Source organism: Nocardia cyriacigeorgica NBRC 100375, from assembly GCF_000308555.1.
GTDB lineage: Bacteria > Actinomycetota > Actinomycetes > Mycobacteriales > Mycobacteriaceae > Nocardia > Nocardia cyriacigeorgica.
In genome coordinates this window covers 20,482-41,954 of the sequence record NZ_BAFY01000323.1, presented here as the reverse complement: position 1 = coordinate 41,954, position 21,473 = coordinate 20,482, and the positions used below count along the sequence as shown (strand labels likewise).

Genomic DNA, 21,473 nt, shown 5'->3' with positions numbered 1-21,473 from the left:
ACGACGCTGTTCATTCCGATGAGCCTGGCACTGCTCGGAATCGTCCTGCGCGGGGCGAACTTCGCGTTCCGCAAGTACTCCGCGACGATGACCCAGGCACGCCTGTTCGGCGCACTCTTCGCCGGGGCGTCGCTGATCGCCCCGTTCTTCTTCGGCACCGTCGTCGGTGCGATCGCCTCGGGCCGTGTGCCCGCGCAAGGTTACGGCGATCGGGTGAGCTCCTGGTTGAACCCGACATCCTTGGTCGGTGGCACGCTGGCCGCCGGTACCTCGGCGTTTCTGGCTGGGGTGCTTCTCACCGCGGACTCCGCGCGCTCCGGCGATCTCCGCCTCGCGGAATACCTACGCCCCCGCACCCTCGCGGTCGGTGTCGTGACCGGCGCGATCGCGATCGCCGCGATCGCACCCATCCGGCGCGACGCCCCGACCCTCGGTAACGAACTACTCGGGCGGGCGCTGCCCTTGATCGTGGTTTCCGCGGCAGCCGGGGTACTCACGCTGGCTCTGGTGTTCCGGCGCAGGTTCGGGTGGGCGAGAGTGTCCGCGCTGATCGCCGTCGCCGGGATCGTCATCGGGTGGGCGGTGGCCCAGACGCCGTGGATGCTGGTCGACGAGATGCTGATCGCCGACGCCGCGGGAGCACGTTCGACACTCGTCGCGCTGCTCGTAGTCGTCGCGATCGCGGCCGTGACCGTGCTACCCGCTCTCGGCTACCTGTTCTGGCTCACCCAATCCGAGGCCTGGGGACATGAAGAGGAGCCCGGTGCACAGGACCAACAGCACACGAGTGGCTCATCGCGTTGATCGCGGTATGCGAAACCAACCCGGGCGCCGTGGGCGGCGATCCTCGTCTGACGCGATGACTTTGCCAGGCACACTCGCTTCGGGCATCCGGTGTCCAGGACACCAGTTATCGGGGCCGACCCGGGCGCGGACAGCCTCGATGTGGGCGCCGCAGCCCGACCAGGTGGTTTTACCGCAGGTGCGGCATCGCACCGGTGAGCACATCAGCGGGCCTCCTCGGTGGTGGCATCAATTGTGGGCGGGCCTTGATAGGGGCGATGCAGGGCAGCGAATCCCGGGGTGGTCGCGGCGGTGACCAAGGCGGCGAGCAGGTCCGGGCCGCGCTGCGCGGTCGGGGATTCGGTCAGGACGGGGCCGTGGAAGCCGTGTCCGTCGATGACGATGATTGGACTGCCACCGGCGCTGCCGAGCGCGTCCTGACTGGCTCGGTGGGTGTTCGCGAGTTCGGCGTCGAGGGCGGTGTCGTCGGTACGTTGGGCCAATGCCGGATCCAGGCCGGCCTCGGTGAGTGCGTCGGTGAGCGCGTCATGATCGATCTCGTCGCCGCGAACGTGCAGTCGTGTCCCCAGGGTCTCATACAGTCGCGCGAAGGCCTCGCTTCCGGCGGTGTCGGTCGCCGCGGCGAAGACCCGGCCCAGCCGACGTGATCGCTGGATCATCGGCTTGTGATCGGCGTCGACGTCGCTGCCTTCATTGAGCACCGCCAAGCTCATCTGTTGTAGCCGCACAGTGTGCGGACCGGATTCGGCGGCGGCGAGCAGCCACCGCGAGGTCACCCATGCGAACGGGCAGACGGGATCGAGATAGAGGTCGATTTCGGCCATCGACGGCCTCCTGAGGGACATGGTAGGAACGGCGGCTGGTGTCTTTGGCGCGAGCCGTGGGCCGCCGCGCAGGGTTTTGATGCGGTGCGAAAGTTGGGCCGATCAGTGGCTGCTGCGGGGTCGGCCCTGCAGGTCGACTCCGAACACCGGACCGAGCAAGCAGAAGTTGAACACTCCCGCCGCGATCGGGACCAGCCCGATGATCGCCACCACGATCCCGGCGGTCCCGCCCACGAGGAGCAAACCCGCCGCGATTACCACGATTCCGGCGGCGATACGGGCCAGGCGCCCGGCGGTACTTCGCATGAATTCGACGATGCCCATAACGCTGCACTCCTTCGACACAGGGACAGGGGTTGCGCTCGACTATACCCCCTGGGGTATAGTCGGACTCGACATCAACATACCCCAGGGGGTATCAAAGGAGGGTCGGATGACCGAAACGAAGCTCGATACCGCCTCGGCGAAACCACCCGGCACGACCTCCGGGCCAGGACTGCTGGGCCGGTGGGGCGCGTTCATGGCCGGGCGCACCCGGGCAGTGATCGGGATATGGCTGCTGGTGCTGATCGCACTGGGCGCCGCCGCGCCGAGTGTGTTCACCTCCCTGGCCGGGGCCGGGTGGCAAGCCAACGGCTCGGAATCGGTCCGTGCCCGTGAACTGGCTCAGCAGCACTTCGGTGGTAACTCCTCGGCCGCGGTGCAGGTGGTGATCCATTCCGACACCGCCACGATCGGTGACCCGGCGATGGCACGGGTGGTTGAGCAGGCCACGGCGGTCTTCGCCGGGGACGAGCGGATCGGGCAGGTGATCGCCCCGCAACCGGGGTTCACGATCAGCCCTGACGGACACACCGGCATCGTGATCGCGGGCGCCAATGCCTCCACCGATGACATGGTCAAAGCCGTCGACGAGCACAAAGCCGCGTTGACCGCGCTGTCCGAAGACGGGATCGAGGTGTATCCGACCGGGGCGTCGGCGTTGTGGAGCGATTTCAACGCCGCCAACCACGACGCGATGATCCAGGCCGAGATGCTGTCGTGGCCGGTCACCCTGGCGATCATGGTGCTGGCGTTCGGGTCGCTGGTCGCGGCCGGGCTGCCACTGCTGCTGACCCTGGCCGGGCTGGTCGCCTCCGCGGGGGGGCTGGTGCTGCTGAACCAGATCACCCCGATTTCGGTGTGGGCGATGAACTTCGCCATGATGTTCGCCCTGGCCCTGGGCATCGACTACGCGCTGTTCCTGGTCGCGCGCTTCCGCGATGCGCTGGCCCGCAGCGGCGATGCCCGCGCTGCGGTCGCCGAAACCATGGACACCGCCGGCAAAGCCGTCCTGCTTTCAGGGCTGACGGTGCTGGTGAGCTTGTCGGCGGTGCTGATCGTGCCCGCTCCCGCCGTGCGGACCATGGCGGTCGGGATCATGCTGGCGGTGGTGTTCGTGCTGGCCGCGACCCTGACCCTGTTGCCCGCCGTCCTCGGCGCGCTCGGCGCCAAGGTCAACGCCGCCGCGCTGCCGTATGCGCGTCGCCAGCAGCATCGCTCGCCGGTGTTCGCGCGTTGGGGCCAGATCCTGCACAAGCATCCGTGGCCCTTGGCCGCGGCGGCGCTGGCCATCCTGATCGGGCTGGCCGCACCGGTGTTCGGGCTCAAGACCGCGATGCCCTCGATCGCGGTCGTGCCCGCCGACGCGCCGGTGCGCCAAGGCTATGAACTGATCGCCGGCCAGATGGGTCCCGGCGCCCCGGGCATGCTCTCGATCATCACCCCCGCCGCCGACGCGCAGGCCACCGCAGCCATCGCGCGCGCCAGCGACGGCATCGTCATGCTCACCCCGCCCCAGTCCGCCGCCGACGGCGCTGATCTGGTGATGATGCAGGCCATGCCCGCGGTCGATCCCTCCGCACCGCAGATGGCGGGAATCCTCGACCAGCTGCGCGCCGACCTGCCCGCCGACGCGGTGGTCGGTGGCGCGGCGGCAGAAAACCTCGACCTGCAACAAACCCTCGACGACTATCTGCCGATCGTGGTGGGCATCATCTTGGTGCTCGGATTCGTGTTGTTGCTGATCGCGTTGCAGGCCCCGCTCATCGCGGCTCTGGGCACCCTGGTCAGCCTGCTCTCGACCGCGGCCGCGTTCGGCGTGGCCAAACTGATCTTCCAGGACGGGCACGGCGCCGAACTGCTCGGCTTCACCCCACAGGGGTTCCTCGACGGGTGGGGGCCGGTGTTCTTCTTCGCGATGATCTTCGCCATCGCCATGGACTACACAGTGTTCCTGCTGGCCACCGCCAAAGAACACTACGAACGCACCGGCGACCCCCACGCCGCGCACGTCGACGGGCTCGCACACTCGGGGCGGGTCATCTTCGCCGCCGCGGCGGTCATGGTGGCGGTGTTCTTCACCTTCGCCCTGGCCGACCCGCTCCCACCCAAAGAGATGGGCATCATCCTCGGAGTCGCGGTCCTGCTCGACGCGATCCTGGTGCGGCTGGTGCTGTTGCCGGTCATGCTGCGCCTGACCGGGCACGCCGCCTGGTGGAGCCCGGCGTGGCTGACCCGGGTGCTGCCCACGATCAGCTTCGCTCACCACTGACGTGCGCAAACCCGGCCCGAAATACCCCGTAGGGTATTCTGGGGGTACGGCACGAGAACGGAGACACCACCATGGTCGGCGACGAGAACAGCATCGCACCGGTACTGAACCGGCTGCGTCGCGCACACGGACAGCTCGCGGGCGTGATCGCGATGATCGAGCAGGGACGCGACTGCAAAGACGTCGTCACCCAGCTCGCGGCGGTCTCACGTGCCCTGGACCGGGCCGGATTCAAGATCGTCGCCACCGGACTACGCGAATGCCTGGCCGGACAACCCGGCGAAGGCGCCGACCCGATGACCGTCGAGGAACTGGAAAAACTGTTCCTCGCCCTGGCCTGACCCCCACCCGCCCCGGTCCTGGACACGGACCCGGGCAAGGAGGAAGCACACATGACGCTGCCCACGCGACCGCGCACCTGGACCATCGACCGAGTGGTGCCGCTGCTGGCGGGAACGCTGATCCTGCTCAGCGCCGCCCTGGCCGCGACACTCTCACCGTGGTGGCTGGTACTGACCGCCCTGGTCGGGGCCAACCTGCTGCTCTACAGCGCGCTCGGCTGGTGCCCGGCCAGCCTGCTCATGGCCCGCCTCGGCCTGCCCGCCGGCACCGCGACCTGCACGGCCCCGCTCCCGCACAACTGACCACCGCCACACCCCACGCGTCACCGAACCGAGAAAGCGAGTCCGCACATGACCGACACCGGTACCGACCTGGGACTGTCCACCACCGTGACCGCCAGCTTCGCCGATGCCGTCGACGCCGCCAAGCGCGCGCTGGCCGAACAGGGCTTCGGCGTGCTCACCGAGATCGACATGCAGGCCACCCTGAAAGCCAAACTCGGCCACGACATGGAGGACTACCGCATCCTGGGCGCCTGCAACCCGCCCCTGGCCCACCGCGCGGTCGAGATCGACCGCCAGATCGGACTGCTGCTGCCCTGCAACGTCGTCGTGCGCCGCTCACTCGACAACGACACCGACATCATCATCGAGGCGATGAACCCCCAACTGATGGTGCAGCTCACCGGCCAACCCGCGCTGGCACCGATCGCCGCCGACGCCGCGGCCAGGTTGCAGGCAGCCATCGACTCCCTGCACCATAGGCCCTGACCCCGCGCCAGCGCAGCGGCCAGCCGTAATGGGCATTGCCCGAACGCGGCGACTATCGCCAGGTTCTGCAGGAGCAGCTTGCCGAACGGGGTCATCCAAGCCGTCGGCTGCCTGGACCGCGCAACGCGTCACGCACGGGCAGGGTCGGTGAGGGTCTCGCTTTCGCATGTTTTGCGCGACGAACCGGTCGATCTCGATGTTCTGCTGGCCGAACTGCTTCCCGAACAGAGCTGGGCGTTATCGGTGTGCGGGGGTGGTGTGTTGTGGGTTCAGGAAGTGGTCGATGTCGACGATGAGGAACAGGGCGGTGGCGGTGGTGACCACGTGGGCGTGGTCGTTTTCGATGGTGGCTTGGAGGTGGAGTTTGCGGCCGTCGCGGGCGTGGATGTGGGCGCGCAGGGTGTAGGGGGTGTCGAGCAGGACGGGGGCGAGGTAGTCGATAGCGAGGTGGCGGGTGACGGCGAGTTCTCCCACGCTGTAGAGCAGGAATCCGAACAGGTCGTCGAGGACGGTGGCGACCGCGCCGCCGTGGGCGATCGCGGGGGCGCCGACGTGGCGGGCGTCGAAGCGGTGGTGGGCGTGGACACCGTGTGCGTCGCGGCGGGGGCGCAGGTGGTGGCCGTGTGGGTTGGCCGGTCCGCAGCCGAGGCAGTGGTCGTGGTGGGGCGGGAGGTCGGCGGAGTCGGGTGCGACCACTGGAAAGGCAGGGATCCAGTTCTCGCTCCCGAAGGTTTCGGATCCGGGCTCGTGTGTGCCGGTGCTGGGTGTGTCCTCGGCCATGGGCACCTTCTGCGGGGTGTGTGTCTACGGGGTGGTGGTGAAGAGGATGTCGCAGTGGGCTTTGCGGGCGAGCTCGATCGGTGGGGTGGTCAGCAGCCTTGCCAGCAGCGGTGGCCGGTGGGGGTCGGCGGTGACGATGAGGTCGGCGCCGGTGGCGGCGGCCAGGTGCAGCAGCGCGTGTGGGGTGGGTTGGTCCAGGATGTGAGTTTCGATGTTGGTGGCGCCGTGGCTGATCGCGTGCTGGTGGGCGGTCCGCAGGATGGCGTCGGTGGGAGTGGTGCCGCGTAGCTGGTAGGCGTCGGGTCCGAGCCGGTCGAGGTCGGCCCCGAGATCACGTTCGTCGATGTCGTGGCGGGCGCAGATGATCAGGAGCCGGGCGTGGGTGGCGTGGGCGAGTTCGGCGGCGTGGTCGACCACATGGTAGGAGGACTCGGATCCGTCGGTGTCGACGATGATCGTGCGATAGGCCGTCATGACGGGCGTCTTTCACGAGAAGGGGTATCTCAGGGGGATGGGGTGGACGGGTGCGGGCGTGGTGTTCGGAATCGGCGGGTGGTGGGGCCCGGGGCGAGGAATGCCAGCACGATCGCCCCGGCGGTGGTGAGTGCGGCCAAGGTGAGTGCGGCCTGGCCGCTGCCGTGCACGAACGCGGCCTTGGCGAACTCGGCCAGCGGCGCGGCTACCGGTCCTGCCTGGTCGGCGACCTGTAGAGCCGCGGCCAGGGAATCGGCGACCGGGCCGCGGGCGGGCTCGGGCAGCCGGGACAGCGCGGGCGAGATGTGGTGGGTGTAGCCGGCGGCCAGGACGCTGCCGGCCACGGCGATCCCGATCGCGGCGCCGATCTCGCGGGCGGCGTCGTTGACCGCGGCGGCGACCCCGTGTTTGGCCTCGGGGGTATCGGCGACGATGGCGTAGGTCGCTGGGGCGGTACACAATCCCAGGCCCGCGCTCATGATCAGCAGCGGCCACAGCAGATCGAGGTAGTGCGCGGCCAGGGTCAACCTGCTCACCAGGACCAGCCCGGCGGCGATGGTGAGCAGGCCGACCACAGTCATCACCCGCAACCCGACCAGGCTCGACAGCCACGGCGCGATCACCGAGATCGCGACCAGCGGCACCACCATCGGCGCCAGCGCCAGCGCCGAGGCCAGCGGCCCGTAACCGAAGATCAACTGCAGGTACTGCACCAGCAGCAGGAACACCCCGAAGGTGACCAGGAACTGGATGGTCACCGACAGCGACCCGGCACCGAAGCCCCGGCGGGTGAACAACCGCACATCCAGCAGCGGCGCCGCCGAGCGCAGCTCGACGACCACGAACGCCACCGCCGCGGCCACACCGATCCCGGCGGTGGCGGCGACGAGCGGGTCGGCCCAGCCGCGCGCGGGGACCTCGACCGCGGCGAACACGATCGCCGCGACCGCCACCGCGACCGCGCCCGCGCCCACCCAGTCCACCGGCGGATGCTCGCGCTGGCGGGACTCGGCGATGGTGCACGCCAACCCCGCCAGCACTGCCCCGGCCACGGTCAACCCGACGAACACCGATAGCCACGACCACCGCTCGAGCAGGAGCCCGGCACCGAGGATGCCCAGCACTGCCCCGGACCCGGCGACCCCGGCCCACACTCCCACCGCCCGGCCACGATGAGCAGGAGGGAAGCTCGCGGTCAGGATCGACAGTGTCGAGGGCATCACCAGCGCCGCGCCCGCCCCGGCCAGCGCGCGCGCCGCGATCAACCAGGCCGGGTCGGACAGCAGTAGCGGCAGCGCTGAGGCAGCTGCGAATACCGCCAGTCCCGCGACCAGCACCGCGCGGCGCCCGTAGCGGTCGCCGATGGCTCCGGCGGGCAGCACCAGACAGGCCAGCACCAGGGTGTAGCCGTCGACGATCCAGGTCAGCTGGGCTTGGGTGGCCCCGGTCGCGACCGCGATCTGCGGCAACGCCGAATACAGTGCCGCCATCGCCGCGACGACCAGCGCCACCGCCAGGCACGACACCGTCAGCATCCACCACTGGGCCCTGGTCCAGCGGGCGATCTCGACCGTGTCCGTTCCGGGTCTGGTCACCGGCACCTCCCAACGTTAAAGACTACCAGTCTCGGTGCGAGACCGTCAGTATCATAATGGTCGGGGTGTGGGATGATGTCCACACATTCGCACGATTTGAACGACACGAACCGGAGGAGCGCGCGGCCATGACCGACCGGGATCCCGCAGTGACCGACCCGCTCACCACCGCCGAGGAGCAGGCCGATCCGCGGCTGGCGCGCTCACGCAACCGGTTGCTCGACGCGGCCACCCATCTGCTGTCGACCGGTGGTGTCGAAGCGGTCACCGTCGAGGCGGTCACCCGCGTGTCGAAAGTCGCTCGCGCCACCCTCTACCGGCATTTCGGCAGCACCACCCAGCTGCTCGCGGCGACTTTCGAACGATTGCTTCCCCAGGTCGACGCACCGACCGGCACCGGGCCCGTGCGTGAGCAGCTCCTGGCGCTGCTCACCACCCAGGCCGACCTCATCGAACAAGCCCCGGTACAGATGACCACCCTGGCCTGGCTGGCGATGGGATCTATCGGCGAGGACCACCCCGACCCGGCCGCCGTCACCTCACTACGCGCCCGCGTCATCGAGCAATACCGCCACCCGTTCGACCAGATCCTCACCAGCCCCGAGGCCCGCGCGATGCTCGGCGAGCTCGACACCACCTTCGCCATCATCGAACTCCTCGGCCCGATCGTGTTCGCCCGCCTCACCGGACTACGCACCATCGACCACGACGACTGCGCCCGACTCGTCGACAACTTCCTCACCGCCCACCGAAAGTGCCCGGCCGAAAACGGGCCGTCCGGCAGTGAGGGTGTTCGAGCGCCTTCCTGACCTGCGCATCACTGAGCAGCCACTGCCACACCAACTTTGCGAATGCCGAGCCCAAAGCAATCGACCGGCCCCGAGCACCGTCGCAGTGCGGACGCTTTCACACAGGCGACCCCGCCGCTGACGTGGCCGGGTTCAAAGGCGGCGGCGTCCATGTGTATCGGCGTCCAAATGCCCGACACGACCAGGCGCGCAAGCGCAGTGGTCGCGACGACCGTGATGGTTTCCAGCCGTGTCTCCCAGCGGACGCGACTGTCCCGGTCGGTGCAGGATTTTGCGCCCTATTATGCCTGTCGCTCTGCTATATCGCGCGGGTCCAGAGCGGATTGGTCGGTGACATCGACCAGGAGCTGGGAGTTCATCGCTTCAATGGTGACGTCGTCGGCCCGGTCCCGGGCCACCGCCTGGGGCTACCCCATCCCCCACAGGCGCACTTCACCACCGGTCTCGAAGCCGTAGCGGATGTACCTGTCTGCAGACAAGCTGGTTCAGAGTGAGTTGGCGGCGGCGGCGAGAAGATCTGCCAAGGTTTCCTCCAACTCTGGCAGCACGGCGGCATGCCGGGCTACCTGAACCGAGCGTCGCGATGGGGTTTCATCGGAGACGGCGATATGGGCGAGCCTCGTCCAAGACTGTGCGGCCAGCCGTGCTGCGCGTGCGGCCGCGTGAACCTTCGGATTGCGCGTGTAATCGGCGAGATCGACGCACCCTTGAGCGATGAGGCGTCGAAACAGACCGCCTCCGGTACCCGCTTTTTCGATGAAGGCAGCGAGTGACCTGAGCACAGCCTCGAGGTCTTCGTCTCCGAAGATGTCGGGCCAACGGGAGACGTCTTCAGCGAAGCGGCGAACGCCGTCGAGCCCGGTGCCGGAGACACCGTTCGAGGCCGGCGCGGCAATCGAACTGGGGCCCCCATGTTTCAGGGTTGCCGCCGATTGTTCGAGCGCTGCGGCAGCCATGGACGGGAGGTCAGGCACGTCGGACGGCCAATCGACTATGTACGTGGCGTGGCGTGTGGGTGTCGGGAACCCCGTGGAGGCTCGTGCCCGTGCCAATGCGTCATACGACACCGTCTGGATCTCATCGCGGTCGTTGTCGACGATATACGCCTCGCGAGCCTCGTCATCATAGCCGACGATAACGATGTCGTGGCGGCTCATGCGCAGTCGTACCCGCAGGTATGGGAGTTCAGCGATGTCGGCCCAGACCATGACGGGCCGTCCGGAGTCCAGTTCGGTCCTCACCCATTTCCAACCGAGGTCGGGATCCTCGGTCTGACGTAGTTCGGTCTTCGCACCGAGGCGCCTCAACAGGTCGACCTCCAAATCCCCACCACGCCCCACCAGGTATATCGGAGGATTGATCGCATCGGCGCGCAGGTAAGCGAAATCGAGTGCGCCGCCGAGTGTGAACACGAGTCCTTCGCTCAGCTCGCCGTCCCAGCCAAGCCCGGCCCAGGACATAAGATCGCGCAACGCACCCGAACCACAATGGCCGCCCTTCAGGTGCGGGTAAGGCTGGATCAGCATCCGGTGACCACCTTCAGACTCGACAGCCCGCGAAAGGACAACCCCGTACGCCAGCGAGGTTGTTCGACGAGCCTAAGACCGGGAAAACGCGCCGTGAGGAGTGGGAACAGTACGGCTCCTTCGAGCCGCGCCAACGGCGCGCCAAGACAAAAGTGAATGCCGGCACCGAACGATAGCGGCGGGGTCCCGGTTCGGGTGATATCGAGGCTATCGGGGTCGCAGAATCGGTCCGGGTCTCGGTTGGCCGCCCCGAGCAAGGTCAATACAACCTGGCCAGGATCCAGGTCGACTCCTGCCACCCGTGTTGGCTCGAGCACCGTGCGCCCATTGGTCTGGACCGGCGAGTCGTAACGCAACAATTCTTCGACGGCGTTGCTCGCCAGATCGGGCCTGGCCCGCAATAGGTCCATTTGGCTGGGATGGGCGAGCAGTGCAGCAACGCCGTTACCGATGAGGTTTGTGGTGGTTTCGAACCCTGCCGCGAACAACAGTATCGCGGTGCCAACGCATTCGTCGTCGTCCAAGACGTCGTCGCCATGCGCCACGGCGAGACGGCTGAGCAGGTCGTCGTCCGGGTGGGCGCGTTTGGCCGCCAGGAGGTCTGTGAAGTACGTTGCGAGTTGGTCTTCCGCTTCACACGCGGCAGTCAGCGCCGCGGCGTCCGCGCTGGGCTCGAGCGAGGCGACCAGGGCGCGTACCAGAGGAGCGGCCACGGCTCGATCGGTCACTGGCACTCCAAGAAGATCGCCTATTACATTCACGGGCAGCGGGAGGGCGAGATCGCTGATGATATCGGCGGAACCCTGGTCCTCGATGACATCGATCAGATCACGGATCTGCGTGACAACGCGGCCGCGCAACTCGTCGATGTGCCGAGGGGTGAAAACGTCAGCGACCAGCCGACGCAGCCGGTGGTGGTCAGGCGGGTTGCGGAACAGCATGGTGCGCCGGAATCGATGCATAGCCTGACGTTGCAACTCTTCGGGAATCTCCGACAAGCCGAATCCCAGCGACTCGTCGGCCTTGCCGAGGCTACGGTTACGGAGCGCAGCTGCGCAGTCGTCGTAGCGACTCAGTACCAGGACCCCCGATTGCGTGACAAGCACGGGCTGAGTCTCGCGCAAGCGTCGGAACGCCTCGTAGGGGCCGGCTGAGCCGTGATCGGTCAGCAAGACGTCGAGGAGTAGTTCCCTCTCAGTTGGTCCAGCAGTCACGCCTGCCTCCGAGCCTTCGCCCGCGACTGCAGGAAGTGTTCGGCCTCGACCACGATGAACACGGCGGTTGCCGTAGTGACCGAGCGCCCTTCTAGATCCTCCATCCTGGCCGCGAGATTCAACTTACGGCCATGCCGCGACCGTACCTCGGCGTGCAGCGTGTAGGGGGTATCGAGCAGTACCGGGGCGAGATAATCCATGTCGAGATTCCGGGTCACGGCGAGTTCGCCGACCGTGTACAGCAAGAAGCCGAACAGGTCGTCGATGACGGTCGCCACCGCGCCACCGTGCGCGATCCCCGGCGCTCCGACATGACGCTGGTCGAAAAGATGGTGAGCAACGACGCCGCCCTCGCAACGCCGCACCGATAGGGAATGTCCGTGCGGGTTGGCCGGCCCACAACCAAGACAGTCGGGATGGTGCGGCGGCAACTCTGGCGATCCGGATTCCAGGAGCCGGAACGAGCGCACCCAGTCCTCCACGCCTGGGTCAGACAACCTACTGACCGCATCCGAAGCCTTGTCCATGGCCAGACCTCTCTGTCGACTAACGCGCGCCCAACATCAGACTCGAGCAGGACCGCGATACAACTACATTGGAGACAATCAGAACCATTTTGTCAACAATTGATCAGATCTCCGCTGCTTGTCGCGCATAGCTCGCGATCAAGCAACGCGCGCGGACATGACGAAGTGTCCGGGAGTTTGTCCACTCATGAACAAAACCCACGTTCTGTTACCATCCGAGGGGTGGTGGAAGAATCGGTGAGGCTGTCGTTCAGGCGACACCTCCGCGAGGCAGCAATCCGCGCCGCCCGCGCCCTGACGGTCGAGAAGGGCTGGGAACGTGTACGATTCGGCGAGGTAGCCGGTCTGATCGGAGTATCACGCGCCACGCTGTATCGAGAGTTCGGCGACAAGCAAGGGCTTGGAGATGCACTCGTTCTGCACGAAGCGGAGCAATTCCTGACCGGGATCGAGGATTTGCTTGCTTCCAACCGCAGCGCGTTGCCTGAATCGATCCGAGCGATAGTTCGCTACACGCTCGACGAGGCTGCAGCCAGCCCCTTACTCAAAGCCGTCCTGACTACACCCGGTAGCGGCCCGCGCGATGAAACCGGCGTCCTCCCCCTGTTGACAACCTCTGCCTCCATGCTTCAACTCGCGTCCGAGCGACTGGTCACCGCGTTCCTCCACCACTACCCCACCATCGACGCCAATGACGTGGCCGACGCAGTCGATGCGCTCATTCGATTGACGATCAGCCATCTCGTACTACCGGCCAGCGACAGCGCCGAAACGGCACGCCGGATCTCCGAGATTGCCCTACGTTATCTCGGGGTGGGCTCTGCGGGTCTCAGACCAGATGCCTCAGCTGCATGCCACAACGCGGTACCGGAGCCATTGAAGCAGCGGTACCCTCGTTTCCCTTGATTCCACAGCAGCTGGTTCAACGACAAGTAGGCGGCGACGCTCTCGAAACGTAGCTCGGACTCGGCCGGAGGAACGTCGAGCGCGAAGTGGTCGCCAGCGGTTGCGGGCGGTCTGAACCAAGTTCGCGTCGGATCCATCGATTCGGGTCCGCAGGTTCGCACGAAAGCAATCCCGAAACTATCAAATGACACATGAGCTGTCATGCACAAGCCGGGCAAGCCCAACCAGCTGCTGCGTTGGGTAGAGCAGCACCGACGACGCTGACGCACCGAGCAATCGATGCGGACCAGGCCGATCGGCGGTCGTCCCGCCCACCGGCGATGGCGCGACCACGGCATTGCTCACGGGTCTTTTGCCCCGCGGGGATGCAATCCGGCAGTGTCACCGCGCTATGGCAGATAAGCTCATCCCGCGTCGTCTTCGACCGGCGTTTGGCTCGAATTCGCTCATCTAAGCCTCGATCAGTCCAATATTCTCAATCCGCAAAGTCGAATCCGGGTCTATCCGGATTCCACGAGCTCGCGCCGAGGAATCGATAATCCCCCAAATGATTGCGCTGAGATGCTCGACGAAAGCCTTTCTCGGCATAGCCGAGGTCGGATCGGATTGCGAGTTTATCCACCAATCCGTCGCGGAGAGGCTCGCCCCTACGATCGACTGCACCACCAAGTCTATGCCCGACGTGTCAGCCCCAGCGGTGTCCAAAACCGTGACGAAATGACCCGCAATGAAACCTGCCAGTTCACGTGCGTTCTCAAGAGCTGGATCCGATCCCGATGAATTGTCGCTAAAGTGACTACGAACGAGAAACTGGAAGACGTTCTTGTGCTCGTCGACCAGCTGCGAGTATTGCTCGACGAGCTGATTCATCACACTTCGAATCGGATCGGATCCGAAATCAACGGTAGCAAGCACATTCGACCACATGAGTTCCTTCGCACGTTCGATAACAGCTGCACGAAGGCCCAGTTTGTCCTTGAAGTGGCGATACAGCTTGGGTTTTGTCGCACCCGCCTCCCGAGCGATGTCGTCCATGCTCGCGTCCGGACCGTACTTGCCGAAGGCACGGTACGCTGCGTCGACCAGTTCTGCTCGAACCAGGACCCGGTGCTCTTCCCATCGGCTCGAGCGTGCGTCAATTCGCCGAACCACCGAGCTACCGACCTCCCGAATCCGCTTTTGTGCGCCCGCCATCTGGCCGAGTATACGCTATCGGACAAGTGACCGATATCGCGGGCGGCGATTGCGCGCTGGATCGGGCGAGCATGAACGCCGTTACGGGGCCTGCGCGAACGCATGGTCAGTCGAATGTCACAGTCACCGAATTGGTGGCGGGTACCGACTGGCATGCCAGCCGATCACCTTCCTCGATATCATCATCATCGAGTACCTCGTTTACTCTCATCTCTATATCGCCGTCGATAACCTTGCACACACATGCACCGCATCCGCCTTCCCGGCAGGAATACGGAGGCGAGTACCCCTCGTTCAACAAGACCTCGACCAGGGTCAAATCTTTCGGCCATTCCAGCTCGGCGCGATCACCATCGAGATATACTACTAGACGGGCTTGTTCGTTCGTCATTGATTCCTTGACGTAGTTCTCCACGTCGAAGGGATCGGAGTGCAGAGATTGGAATACTTCTCGGTGTAGGTTCCGGTGCTGCACGCCGGCTTCGCGCGCCGCGTCTACCACCAAATCCATGAACGCCGCCGGCCCGCACAAGAAATACATCCGATTTCGGTACTCACGGCAGATTTCAAGGATTGCGCTTCGGTCCGGTAGCCCACGCTCGCTCTCCAGCCACTCGATGAGAGTCAGTCGCTCGGGAAACTGCTTGGCGAGGTAACGGAGGTCTTCACCGAAGATGACGCTCTCGGCATGCTGGTTGGCATAGAAGAGAACGAGATGGCCGCCACCTTCGAGCAGAGCCGACTTGACGATGGATAACACCGGGGTGATTCCGCTACCAGCTGCGAACAGAACCATGTCCGCATCCAGGTCTTTCGGTGTGAAGTGCCCGGTGGGCGGCAGAACGGTTACCTCAGCTCCAACCTTGATGTTGTCGCACAGCCAGTTAGATCCGTACCCGCCCTCCGTGCGTTTCACTGTGACAGCTAGCGAGTCGTCTGCATGCGGGGAACTCGAGAGCGAATAGCATCTGGCCACATATTCCCCGTCACCGGCTCCGGGAATACGCAACGTAAGAAACTGCCCGGGGTCGTAGGCAAATACGCCCAATTGCTGCTCGGGCACCTCGAACCAAATGGACACCGCATCCGCTGTTTCCTGCACTACACGGGAGACCGTGAGTTCACATGGCATGCTCATCTTCCAGGATATTCCTTCTCTATTATTCCGGCCCGTGGCCCAGATTCAACTGTCGCGCTTGACAAGGCCGTAACGACGGCCGATCGCATAGCCGACACGGGCCAGCGGAGCGTTCAGGTCCTGATACCTCGGCCCCACCGCGCGGGCGACGAAATCGAAACCCAGGGCATCGGGTCCGATAAGGACTCGAGGTTTGTTCCGTCGCACGCCCTTCAGGATCGTTTCGGCGGCGCCTTCCGGAGTGGTGAGCGCTATACGATCGAAACCGGCGACAATCTTCTCCTGATCACCCATCGCGCCGACACCTCGAGCTCCGCGCACAATATTTGTGCGAACACCACCCGGATGCACGCATGTTACACCCACCGGTAGCCGGTTAATTCGCATCTCCTGGCGCAACGCCTCGGTAAAGCCTCGGACGGCGAATTTGGAAGCATTATATGCGCTCTGACTGGGAATGGCCATCAGTCCGAAGACACTCGACACGTTGACAACATGGCCGTCGCCCGAGTCGATCAGATCCGGAAGAAATAGTTTCGTGCCGTTCACGACTCCCCAGAAATTGATCGACATCAACCATTCGAAGTCGATCCATTGCATATCCAGTATGTCGGCGCCGAGTGCGACCCCGGCATTGTTGATTACCATACTGACCGAACCGAAGTCGCTGAGGACCTGACGACGATATTCCGTGAATGCGCTACGATCGGCCACATCGAGCTGATAGTGCTGGCATTCGACACCCAGCGCGGTACACATGGAGGCGGTTTCGCGGGCCCGTTCGCCGTCGATGTCGGCAATGGCCAGCCGCGCGCCCTCGCCGGCGAGTCGAATTGCAACTGCACGGCCGATTCCTGAACCTGCCCCGGTTACCGAGACGACTCGGTCGCTGAACTCTCTCATCGCGGCAAGCTACCCTTCTTGATCGAATTCGGAAGGAGGTCGCCGCTTCGATCACCTGTCGACTCGCCGACCAACGCGAAATCAGAGTCCGCGACATTGCGGGTACGCCGCCAATACTGCCAGGTGAAACCTGGCCAGACCGTCCGATTGACACCCTGTGCATCGAGGTACCAACTGGTGCACCCCCCGCTGCTCCAGACCCCGTTCACCAATTTCCGCTGGATGTCCGAGTTGAATTCCCGCTGAACGGGTTCACGCACCTCGAGCGCAGCTGCGCCACGTTGCTTCGCGAGCCGAATCGCGCCGATGATGTACCTGATCTGGCATTCGATCATGAATACCACCGAGTTGTGACCGAGCCCGGTGTTGGGGCCGAGCAGGAAGAACAAGTTCGGGAAACCTGCGGTGGTGATGCCGAGATGGGTTTGAATCCCTTCGTCCGACCATACGGAGGAGAGTTCACGACCGGACGCACCCTTGAGCCGGAGGTGGTCGAACCCGTCGGTTACGTGGAAACCGGTGGCATAGATGATCACGTCGACCGGACGCTTGTCACCGGACTGGGATATGATGGCGTCCTCGGTGATCTCGGCGATCCCGTCGGTGATGACGGATGTAGTGGGCCGATTCAGCGCTGGGTAGTAGTCACTGGAACCGAGGATTCTTTTGCACCCGATGCGATACGTGGGGGTGAGCTTCTTGCGCAGCGCGGGATCATCAATTCCCCGCGCTATGTTCCACTTTGCGACACTCTCGAGCGGACGCATGAAATTGATATGTCCGTTCAGTCCTATCGACAGTGACTCCGCTGACCAGTAGATGGCAGTCCGGAGGGCTTTGGCGAGGATCGGCGCCCTCGTGAGCAGGGCTTGGATCGCCTTCGGGACCTTGACGTTCCTACGGGGCAGTACCCACGCCGGCGTCCGCTGGTATAGATGCAGTTCATCGGCTACCTTGGCAATTTCCGGAACGAATTGGATTGCGCTCGCACCGGTCCCGATAACAGCGACCTTCTTGCCATCCAGTGTGCAGTCATGATCCCACTGCGCCGAGTGAAATGCTGCACCAGCGAACTTCTTCTGCCCCTTGATCTGGGGGATATTCGGTATATGGAGTGCGCCTACGCCTGAAACCAGGAATCGGGCAACGTACTCGTTGCCGTCGGAGGTCGTAACATGCCACGCGGAATCACCAGGATCCCAGTATCCGGATTGCAAGGCCCGCCCGAAATGCGTGCGGCTATAGAGATCGTACTTGCGTGCGAGACTCAGGAGATACTGCTGAATTTCATCCTGTCCTGCCCACAAGTGACTCCAATCCGGCTTGGGCTCGAAAGAGTACGAGTACATGTGAGAAGGGACATCGCAGGCACAGCCCGGATATGTATTGTCGCGCCAGGTTCCGCCGATTTCGGAATCCTTCTCGATTATCAAGAAGTCATTCATTCCCGATTTCAGCAGTTGAATCGCCATTCCCATGCCGGAGAATCCGCTCCCGACGATGAGGACCTCTGTTGTGTGCACCCTCTCGCTCGCTGCACGACCTCCCGAACCATTGGTCTTTCCCGTGTATTTGGCAGAACGGTTATTACTCATCGATTTCCTCTGGACGTTGGCTCACGTGCGGTACAGGTGGCCACAAATTTTCGATAGCTACTCAGCTACTGCGGATATGTCGGACCGGCGGCAGGACCGAGGAGTTCGCGGGATTCGACGAGTGCCCGCCGCAACATATCACGGCGCGACTTGCGCTCAGCAATATGCGTGGTGCTGTTCACGCCGGTCCGAGTCTGTTCACCGCCGGGCGATATCGTCGGGCAGGCTCCTCGTCAGGCGCCAAAGGAACATGGTGAAGCGACCTTCCATCATTCCTGCCTCATCGAAGAATCGGATCATCGGCTCGGACATGAACTGCAGGTTCTCCCGGTAGTGCGGGCCGAATTGGCAAGCGAGGAACCCCCGCAGAGGATGCACGCCGACAGCACGGTACAGCTTGGGATTGATCAAGATCGGGTAGGACAGGTTCGCGACAACTGCGAGGACGCCGCGGTGCCATGCCCGCGAGATCCGGCCTCGCGACCGCATACCCTCGACAAGCTCGGAGCGCGCGAACGTGATGTGGCGGGCCTCCTCGAGCACGTGAATTTTCATCAACTGCCGGACCTGCGGTTGTAGGCGTTCGTCGTTCATCGCTTCACGCTGTGCCCGATCGAGAATCTCCTCGATCAGCAAGGTCGCGCCCTGGATCGAGGGCCCGAGCGGGACGAAATGCAGGATCTTCGCCAGCGACAGAAACCCCGGCGGAAGCTTGTAGGGCGGGATCCCCGTTTTGGCGATCAGACGCGCGAACATTGTGGAATGGCGGCTCTCGTCGCCAACCTCGGCAAGTGCGTATAGGGCCTTGTTGTCGACGAGATCACCCGTCGTGTTCAGCCGTAGCAACGCCATACTCAGCAAATTCTCGGCGTAGATCCCGAAGCTGAGGATGCTCACCAACTCATGTTTGCCCAGGTCGATCTTCTGTTCCTCGGAAAGCCGGTTCCACAGACCGGTGCCGTAGAGGGACAGGCGATGCTCGGGGAACCACGCCTTATCCGGCAACCACGGACTATCCCAGTCGATGTCGACTTCGGCGTCGTAGAACTTCTCTACGGAAGTCTTGAGCAGTCGTCCGGCCGATCGTTGCAGGTCAATGGGTCGCCGACCGCTCACGCGCGCCATACCGTCGGTGGTTACGGCAATCTGCCCGTTGGTCTCGGCCCTGACGTCACTGGTCGTCATCTGTCGCTCCTTTGAGACTCGATCGATGACTCTGCATCGATACATCCAGTCCGGATCAACGTCCGGTGGCAGTAACCCGGTATCCGCTCAAGAGTGCAATACGGGCAGTAGCGGATACTTTGGGTATGAGGTAACTTTGACCCCGGCGGCGCGGCTTGTCAAGGGCCGGCCCCGATCCCGACGCCGGGCTACTTGGCCCCAGTGCCGGGCGATCCGATCGCTGGCGTCGACTATCGACCAAACGGAGGAGTTCACAGTGAAGTCTCAGAGTCCGCACGATGCCTCTGACTACATCGGGCCGGCCACAGTGGTGATCGCAACCGACGACGTCGAGGTGCAAGTCGAACTGCGCGGCTATTTCCAACCCATCGACGGCCGCTTCAGCTGGTACGGGCGCATCCGCCAGAACGACGAACTCGACAATCTGTTAGGGGGACGCCGACGTTCCGTGCTGATCCGGACCAGTACGGGCGAGGCGCCGGCGACCATCGGCGATCGTGACTTCTGGGGCCGCTATCGAGTTCAGGGCAGAGGACGACCGCCCTATCACGTGCCGACGACGCTGGAGGAAGTAGAAGCTACGCAAAGCTGAGCCGTAGGACCTACGCGAATGCCGACGACGCCCCGAAGGGACCAGGATACCGACATGATCAGCTTTGGAGACCGGCTTCGCGACCGCAACTCCGCGGCTTGGACGCTGGCGATAACCTGTGCCGCAGTAGCATTGGTTGTTGCGGCCATGGCAGCGCTGTACACCGCTCTGCCTGCCCTTGCGCTCGACATCGGCGCAGATCAAAATGCTCTCACTTGGATCGTCGACGGATACACGCTGGTCCTAGCCTGCTTGGTTTTGCCCGCTGGCGCGATCGGCGATCGGTATGGGCGCCGACGCGTTCTAATCGTCGGCCTGGCGGTCTTCGCGGCCGCTTCAGTTGTGCCTGTATTTCTCGATACTCCTGCGGCACTCATTGCCTCCCGGGCCTTGGCGGGCGCAGGAGCAGCTTTCGTCATGCCGGCGACCCTCTCGCTTCTGACAAGCAACCTCCCAGTGGAGAAGCGGTCGTACGCGGTCGGAGTCTGGGCCGGGATCGCCGGCTCGGGTGGCGTGATCGGCATGGTGGGATCCGGTCTGCTTCTTACCCAGTGGTCGTGGCATTCGATCTTCGTCGGTCTGACCGTCGTCGCACTACTACTGCTGGTTCTGGCCTTCACCGTGCCTGATTCACAGGACGCCGAACTCCCGCCGTTCGATCTTCTCGGCATGTTCTGGGTCATGCTCGCCATCGGCACATCGGTGTTCGCGGTCATCGAGGGTCCGTCGCGCGGCTGGACGGATGTCCGTGTTCTTGTCGCAGGTGCGGCGGGAGTAGTCGGTACCGTGGCATTTATCCTCACGGAGGTGCGTGCCGAGCACCCGCTACTGGACGTGAGCCTGTTCCGCCGCCGGGGCTTCTCGAGCGGCGCGCTATCGATAACGATCCAGTTCCTCGTGACTTTCGGTGTGATGTACCTACTGGTACAGCACTTCCAGCTCATCCTCGGGTTCGATGCCCTCGGCTCGGCGCTGGCGCTGGCGCCGATGGTCGTTCCGCTCATCGTGATGTCACTCGTGTCGCCGGCAATCGCTGCATGGGCGGGATTGCGGGTGACGACAGCGACCGGTCTTCTGACCATCGCTGTCGGCTTACTCGCCATCCTTCGCCTCGACACCGGTTCGTCGTACTTCGACGTTCTCTGGCCCCTGTTGATCATGAGCGCCGGGCTGGGCTTGTCGGCCGCCCCCGCGACCAACGCGATCATGCTCGACACACCGTTGGAGAAGCACGGGGTATCCGCTGCGGTCAACGACGCGACTCGCGAAGTCGGCGCGGCCATCGGCATTGCCGTCTCCGGTAGCATTTTGTCCGCGAGCTATACCTCGAGGATCAACGAAGTGCTGGACCGCCTTCCCGAGCCTGCGCGCGCTCCGGTCCGCAGTTCCCTGGCCGGTGCCCTCGAAGTCGCTGAGCGTGCCGGTAATGTAGGAAGGCCTCTCGCCGACTATGCGAAGGATGCCTTTTGGAGTGGGGTGGAACATTCGGCGCTCGCGCTGGCAGCGATCACCACAGCCGGGGTTCTGATCCTCGTCCCACTTTCCCCTCCACGAAAAGCCGCCGAAAGCGGTATCCGCCGACGTCACCTCCCCTGGCCTACACACGCCGCTCGAACCAGTCGATCGGATGCCCACGCCAATGACCGATCGATGGCACCACTGCGGCGAACACTCGATCCATAGTCAGTTGCGTTGTCCCCCA

The 21,473-nt window shown here is 64.3% G+C and carries 23 protein-coding genes; 9 read left to right on the top strand and 14 right to left on the bottom strand.

Annotated elements, in window-relative coordinates:
- A partial coding sequence (locus tag RJ05_RS27685; protein ID WP_051016991.1) for a cytochrome d ubiquinol oxidase subunit II occupies positions 1 to 804 on the top strand: 804 nt, incomplete at its 5' end.
- Here RJ05_RS27685 and RJ05_RS33210 read toward each other — a convergent pair.
- From RJ05_RS33210 to RJ05_RS27675, 3 genes are all read right to left on the bottom strand, one after another.
- Complete coding sequence (locus RJ05_RS33210; protein ID WP_081597587.1) at positions 793 to 1,008, bottom strand: DUF8730 family Cys-rich protein; 216 nt, start codon at positions 1,006 to 1,008, stop codon at positions 793 to 795. The two genes, RJ05_RS27685 and RJ05_RS33210, sit on opposite strands and share 12 nt — an antisense overlap.
- Positions 1,008 to 1,628: a mycothiol-dependent nitroreductase Rv2466c family protein gene (locus RJ05_RS27680; protein ID WP_036542681.1), complete on the bottom strand. Its 621-nt coding sequence runs from the start codon at positions 1,626 to 1,628 to the stop codon at positions 1,008 to 1,010. Before RJ05_RS27680 ends, RJ05_RS33210 begins: the two co-directional genes overlap by 1 nt.
- A gap of 102 nt (positions 1,629 to 1,730) precedes the next feature.
- Complete coding sequence (locus RJ05_RS27675; RefSeq protein ID WP_014349831.1) at positions 1,731 to 1,952, bottom strand: YgaP family membrane protein; 222 nt, start codon at positions 1,950 to 1,952, stop codon at positions 1,731 to 1,733.
- A gap of 109 nt (positions 1,953 to 2,061) precedes the next feature.
- Between RJ05_RS27675 and RJ05_RS27670 the strand changes: the two genes are divergently transcribed.
- The 4 genes from RJ05_RS27670 (at position 2,062) to RJ05_RS27655 (ending at position 5,333) form a co-directional block, all read left to right on the top strand.
- Positions 2,062 to 4,221: an MMPL family transporter gene (locus RJ05_RS27670; RefSeq protein WP_036542678.1), complete on the top strand. Its 2,160-nt coding sequence runs from the start codon at positions 2,062 to 2,064 to the stop codon at positions 4,219 to 4,221.
- Positions 4,222 to 4,292: 71 nt separating this feature from the next.
- Entirely contained in the window at positions 4,293 to 4,562 is a 270-nt protein-coding gene (locus RJ05_RS27665) for a metal-sensitive transcriptional regulator (protein WP_014349829.1), read from the top strand.
- A gap of 51 nt (positions 4,563 to 4,613) precedes the next feature.
- Positions 4,614 to 4,865 (top strand): YgaP family membrane protein, encoded by a 252-nt coding sequence (locus tag RJ05_RS27660; protein ID WP_014349828.1) that lies wholly within the window; start codon positions 4,614 to 4,616, stop codon positions 4,863 to 4,865.
- A gap of 48 nt (positions 4,866 to 4,913) precedes the next feature.
- Positions 4,914 to 5,333 carry a DUF302 domain-containing protein gene (locus RJ05_RS27655; protein WP_036542675.1) on the top strand — a complete coding sequence of 140 codons (420 nt, stop codon included), beginning with the start codon at positions 4,914 to 4,916 and terminating at the stop codon, positions 5,331 to 5,333.
- Positions 5,334 to 5,570: 237 nt separating this feature from the next.
- Here the strand turns inward: RJ05_RS27655 and RJ05_RS27650 are convergent, their stop codons facing one another.
- The 3 genes from RJ05_RS27650 to RJ05_RS27640 are packed head-to-tail and all read right to left on the bottom strand — an operon-like array spanning position 5,571 to position 8,122.
- On the bottom strand, positions 5,571 to 6,113 hold the full coding sequence (locus RJ05_RS27650; protein WP_036542672.1) for a PaaI family thioesterase: 543 nt from the start codon (positions 6,111 to 6,113) through the stop codon (positions 5,571 to 5,573).
- A gap of 24 nt (positions 6,114 to 6,137) precedes the next feature.
- Entirely contained in the window at positions 6,138 to 6,587 is a 450-nt protein-coding gene (locus tag RJ05_RS27645) for a universal stress protein (RefSeq protein ID WP_036542670.1), read from the bottom strand.
- A gap of 29 nt (positions 6,588 to 6,616) precedes the next feature.
- Positions 6,617 to 8,122, bottom strand: coding sequence for an MFS transporter (locus RJ05_RS27640; protein WP_051016988.1), 1,506 nt, complete (start codon positions 8,120 to 8,122; stop codon positions 6,617 to 6,619).
- Positions 8,123 to 8,310: 188 nt separating this feature from the next.
- Here RJ05_RS27640 and RJ05_RS27635 point away from each other — a divergent pair, with 188 nt between their 5' ends.
- Entirely contained in the window at positions 8,311 to 8,991 is a 681-nt protein-coding gene (locus tag RJ05_RS27635) for a TetR/AcrR family transcriptional regulator (protein ID WP_036542704.1), read from the top strand.
- 485 nt (positions 8,992 to 9,476) lie between these two features.
- Here the strand turns inward: RJ05_RS27635 and RJ05_RS27630 are convergent, their stop codons facing one another.
- The 3 genes from RJ05_RS27630 to RJ05_RS27620 form a co-directional block, all read right to left on the bottom strand.
- Positions 9,477 to 10,517 carry a BtrH N-terminal domain-containing protein gene (locus RJ05_RS27630; protein ID WP_014349822.1) on the bottom strand — a complete coding sequence of 347 codons (1,041 nt, stop codon included), beginning with the start codon at positions 10,515 to 10,517 and terminating at the stop codon, positions 9,477 to 9,479.
- Positions 10,511 to 11,623: a cytochrome P450 gene (locus RJ05_RS27625; RefSeq protein ID WP_249040600.1), complete on the bottom strand. Its 1,113-nt coding sequence runs from the start codon at positions 11,621 to 11,623 to the stop codon at positions 10,511 to 10,513. Before RJ05_RS27625 ends, RJ05_RS27630 begins: the two co-directional genes overlap by 7 nt.
- 104 nt (positions 11,624 to 11,727) lie before the next feature.
- Complete coding sequence (locus RJ05_RS27620) at positions 11,728 to 12,258, bottom strand: PaaI family thioesterase (RefSeq protein WP_048833156.1); 531 nt, start codon at positions 12,256 to 12,258, stop codon at positions 11,728 to 11,730.
- Between the two features lie 222 nt (positions 12,259 to 12,480).
- On the opposite strand from RJ05_RS27620, the gene RJ05_RS30435 reads away from it, so the two are divergent.
- Positions 12,481 to 13,164, top strand: coding sequence for a TetR/AcrR family transcriptional regulator (locus RJ05_RS30435; protein WP_174343979.1), 684 nt, complete (start codon positions 12,481 to 12,483; stop codon positions 13,162 to 13,164).
- Positions 13,165 to 13,614: 450 nt separating this feature from the next.
- Here RJ05_RS30435 and RJ05_RS27610 read toward each other — a convergent pair whose 3' ends face one another.
- The 5 genes from RJ05_RS27610 to RJ05_RS27590 form a co-directional block, all read right to left on the bottom strand.
- Positions 13,615 to 14,358, bottom strand: coding sequence for a TetR/AcrR family transcriptional regulator (locus RJ05_RS27610; RefSeq protein ID WP_051016986.1), 744 nt, complete (start codon positions 14,356 to 14,358; stop codon positions 13,615 to 13,617).
- Positions 14,359 to 14,464: 106 nt separating this feature from the next.
- On the bottom strand, positions 14,465 to 15,496 hold the full coding sequence (locus RJ05_RS27605; protein WP_014349817.1) for a ferredoxin--NADP reductase: 1,032 nt from the start codon (positions 15,494 to 15,496) through the stop codon (positions 14,465 to 14,467).
- A gap of 45 nt (positions 15,497 to 15,541) precedes the next feature.
- On the bottom strand, positions 15,542 to 16,399 hold the full coding sequence (locus RJ05_RS27600; protein WP_036542664.1) for an SDR family NAD(P)-dependent oxidoreductase: 858 nt from the start codon (positions 16,397 to 16,399) through the stop codon (positions 15,542 to 15,544).
- Positions 16,396 to 17,994, bottom strand: a complete 1,599-nt coding sequence (locus tag RJ05_RS27595; RefSeq protein ID WP_081597586.1) for a flavin-containing monooxygenase — start codon at positions 17,992 to 17,994, stop codon at positions 16,396 to 16,398. The genes RJ05_RS27600 and RJ05_RS27595 overlap by 4 nt, the downstream gene beginning before the upstream one ends.
- Positions 17,995 to 18,192: 198 nt before the next feature.
- Positions 18,193 to 19,179 carry an AurF N-oxygenase family protein gene (locus RJ05_RS27590; protein ID WP_014349814.1) on the bottom strand — a complete coding sequence of 329 codons (987 nt, stop codon included), beginning with the start codon at positions 19,177 to 19,179 and terminating at the stop codon, positions 18,193 to 18,195.
- Positions 19,180 to 19,435: 256 nt separating this feature from the next.
- On the opposite strand from RJ05_RS27590, the gene RJ05_RS32590 reads away from it, so the two are divergent.
- Together RJ05_RS32590 and RJ05_RS27580 are read left to right on the top strand one after the other, a co-directional pair.
- Positions 19,436 to 19,771: a DUF4873 domain-containing protein gene (locus RJ05_RS32590; RefSeq protein WP_014349813.1), complete on the top strand. Its 336-nt coding sequence runs from the start codon at positions 19,436 to 19,438 to the stop codon at positions 19,769 to 19,771.
- Positions 19,772 to 19,825: 54 nt separating this feature from the next.
- A complete protein-coding gene (locus tag RJ05_RS27580; RefSeq protein ID WP_051016983.1) occupies positions 19,826 to 21,454 on the top strand; it encodes an MFS transporter in 1,629 nt (542 codons plus the stop codon).
- The last annotated feature ends 19 nt before the right edge of the window (positions 21,455 to 21,473 follow it).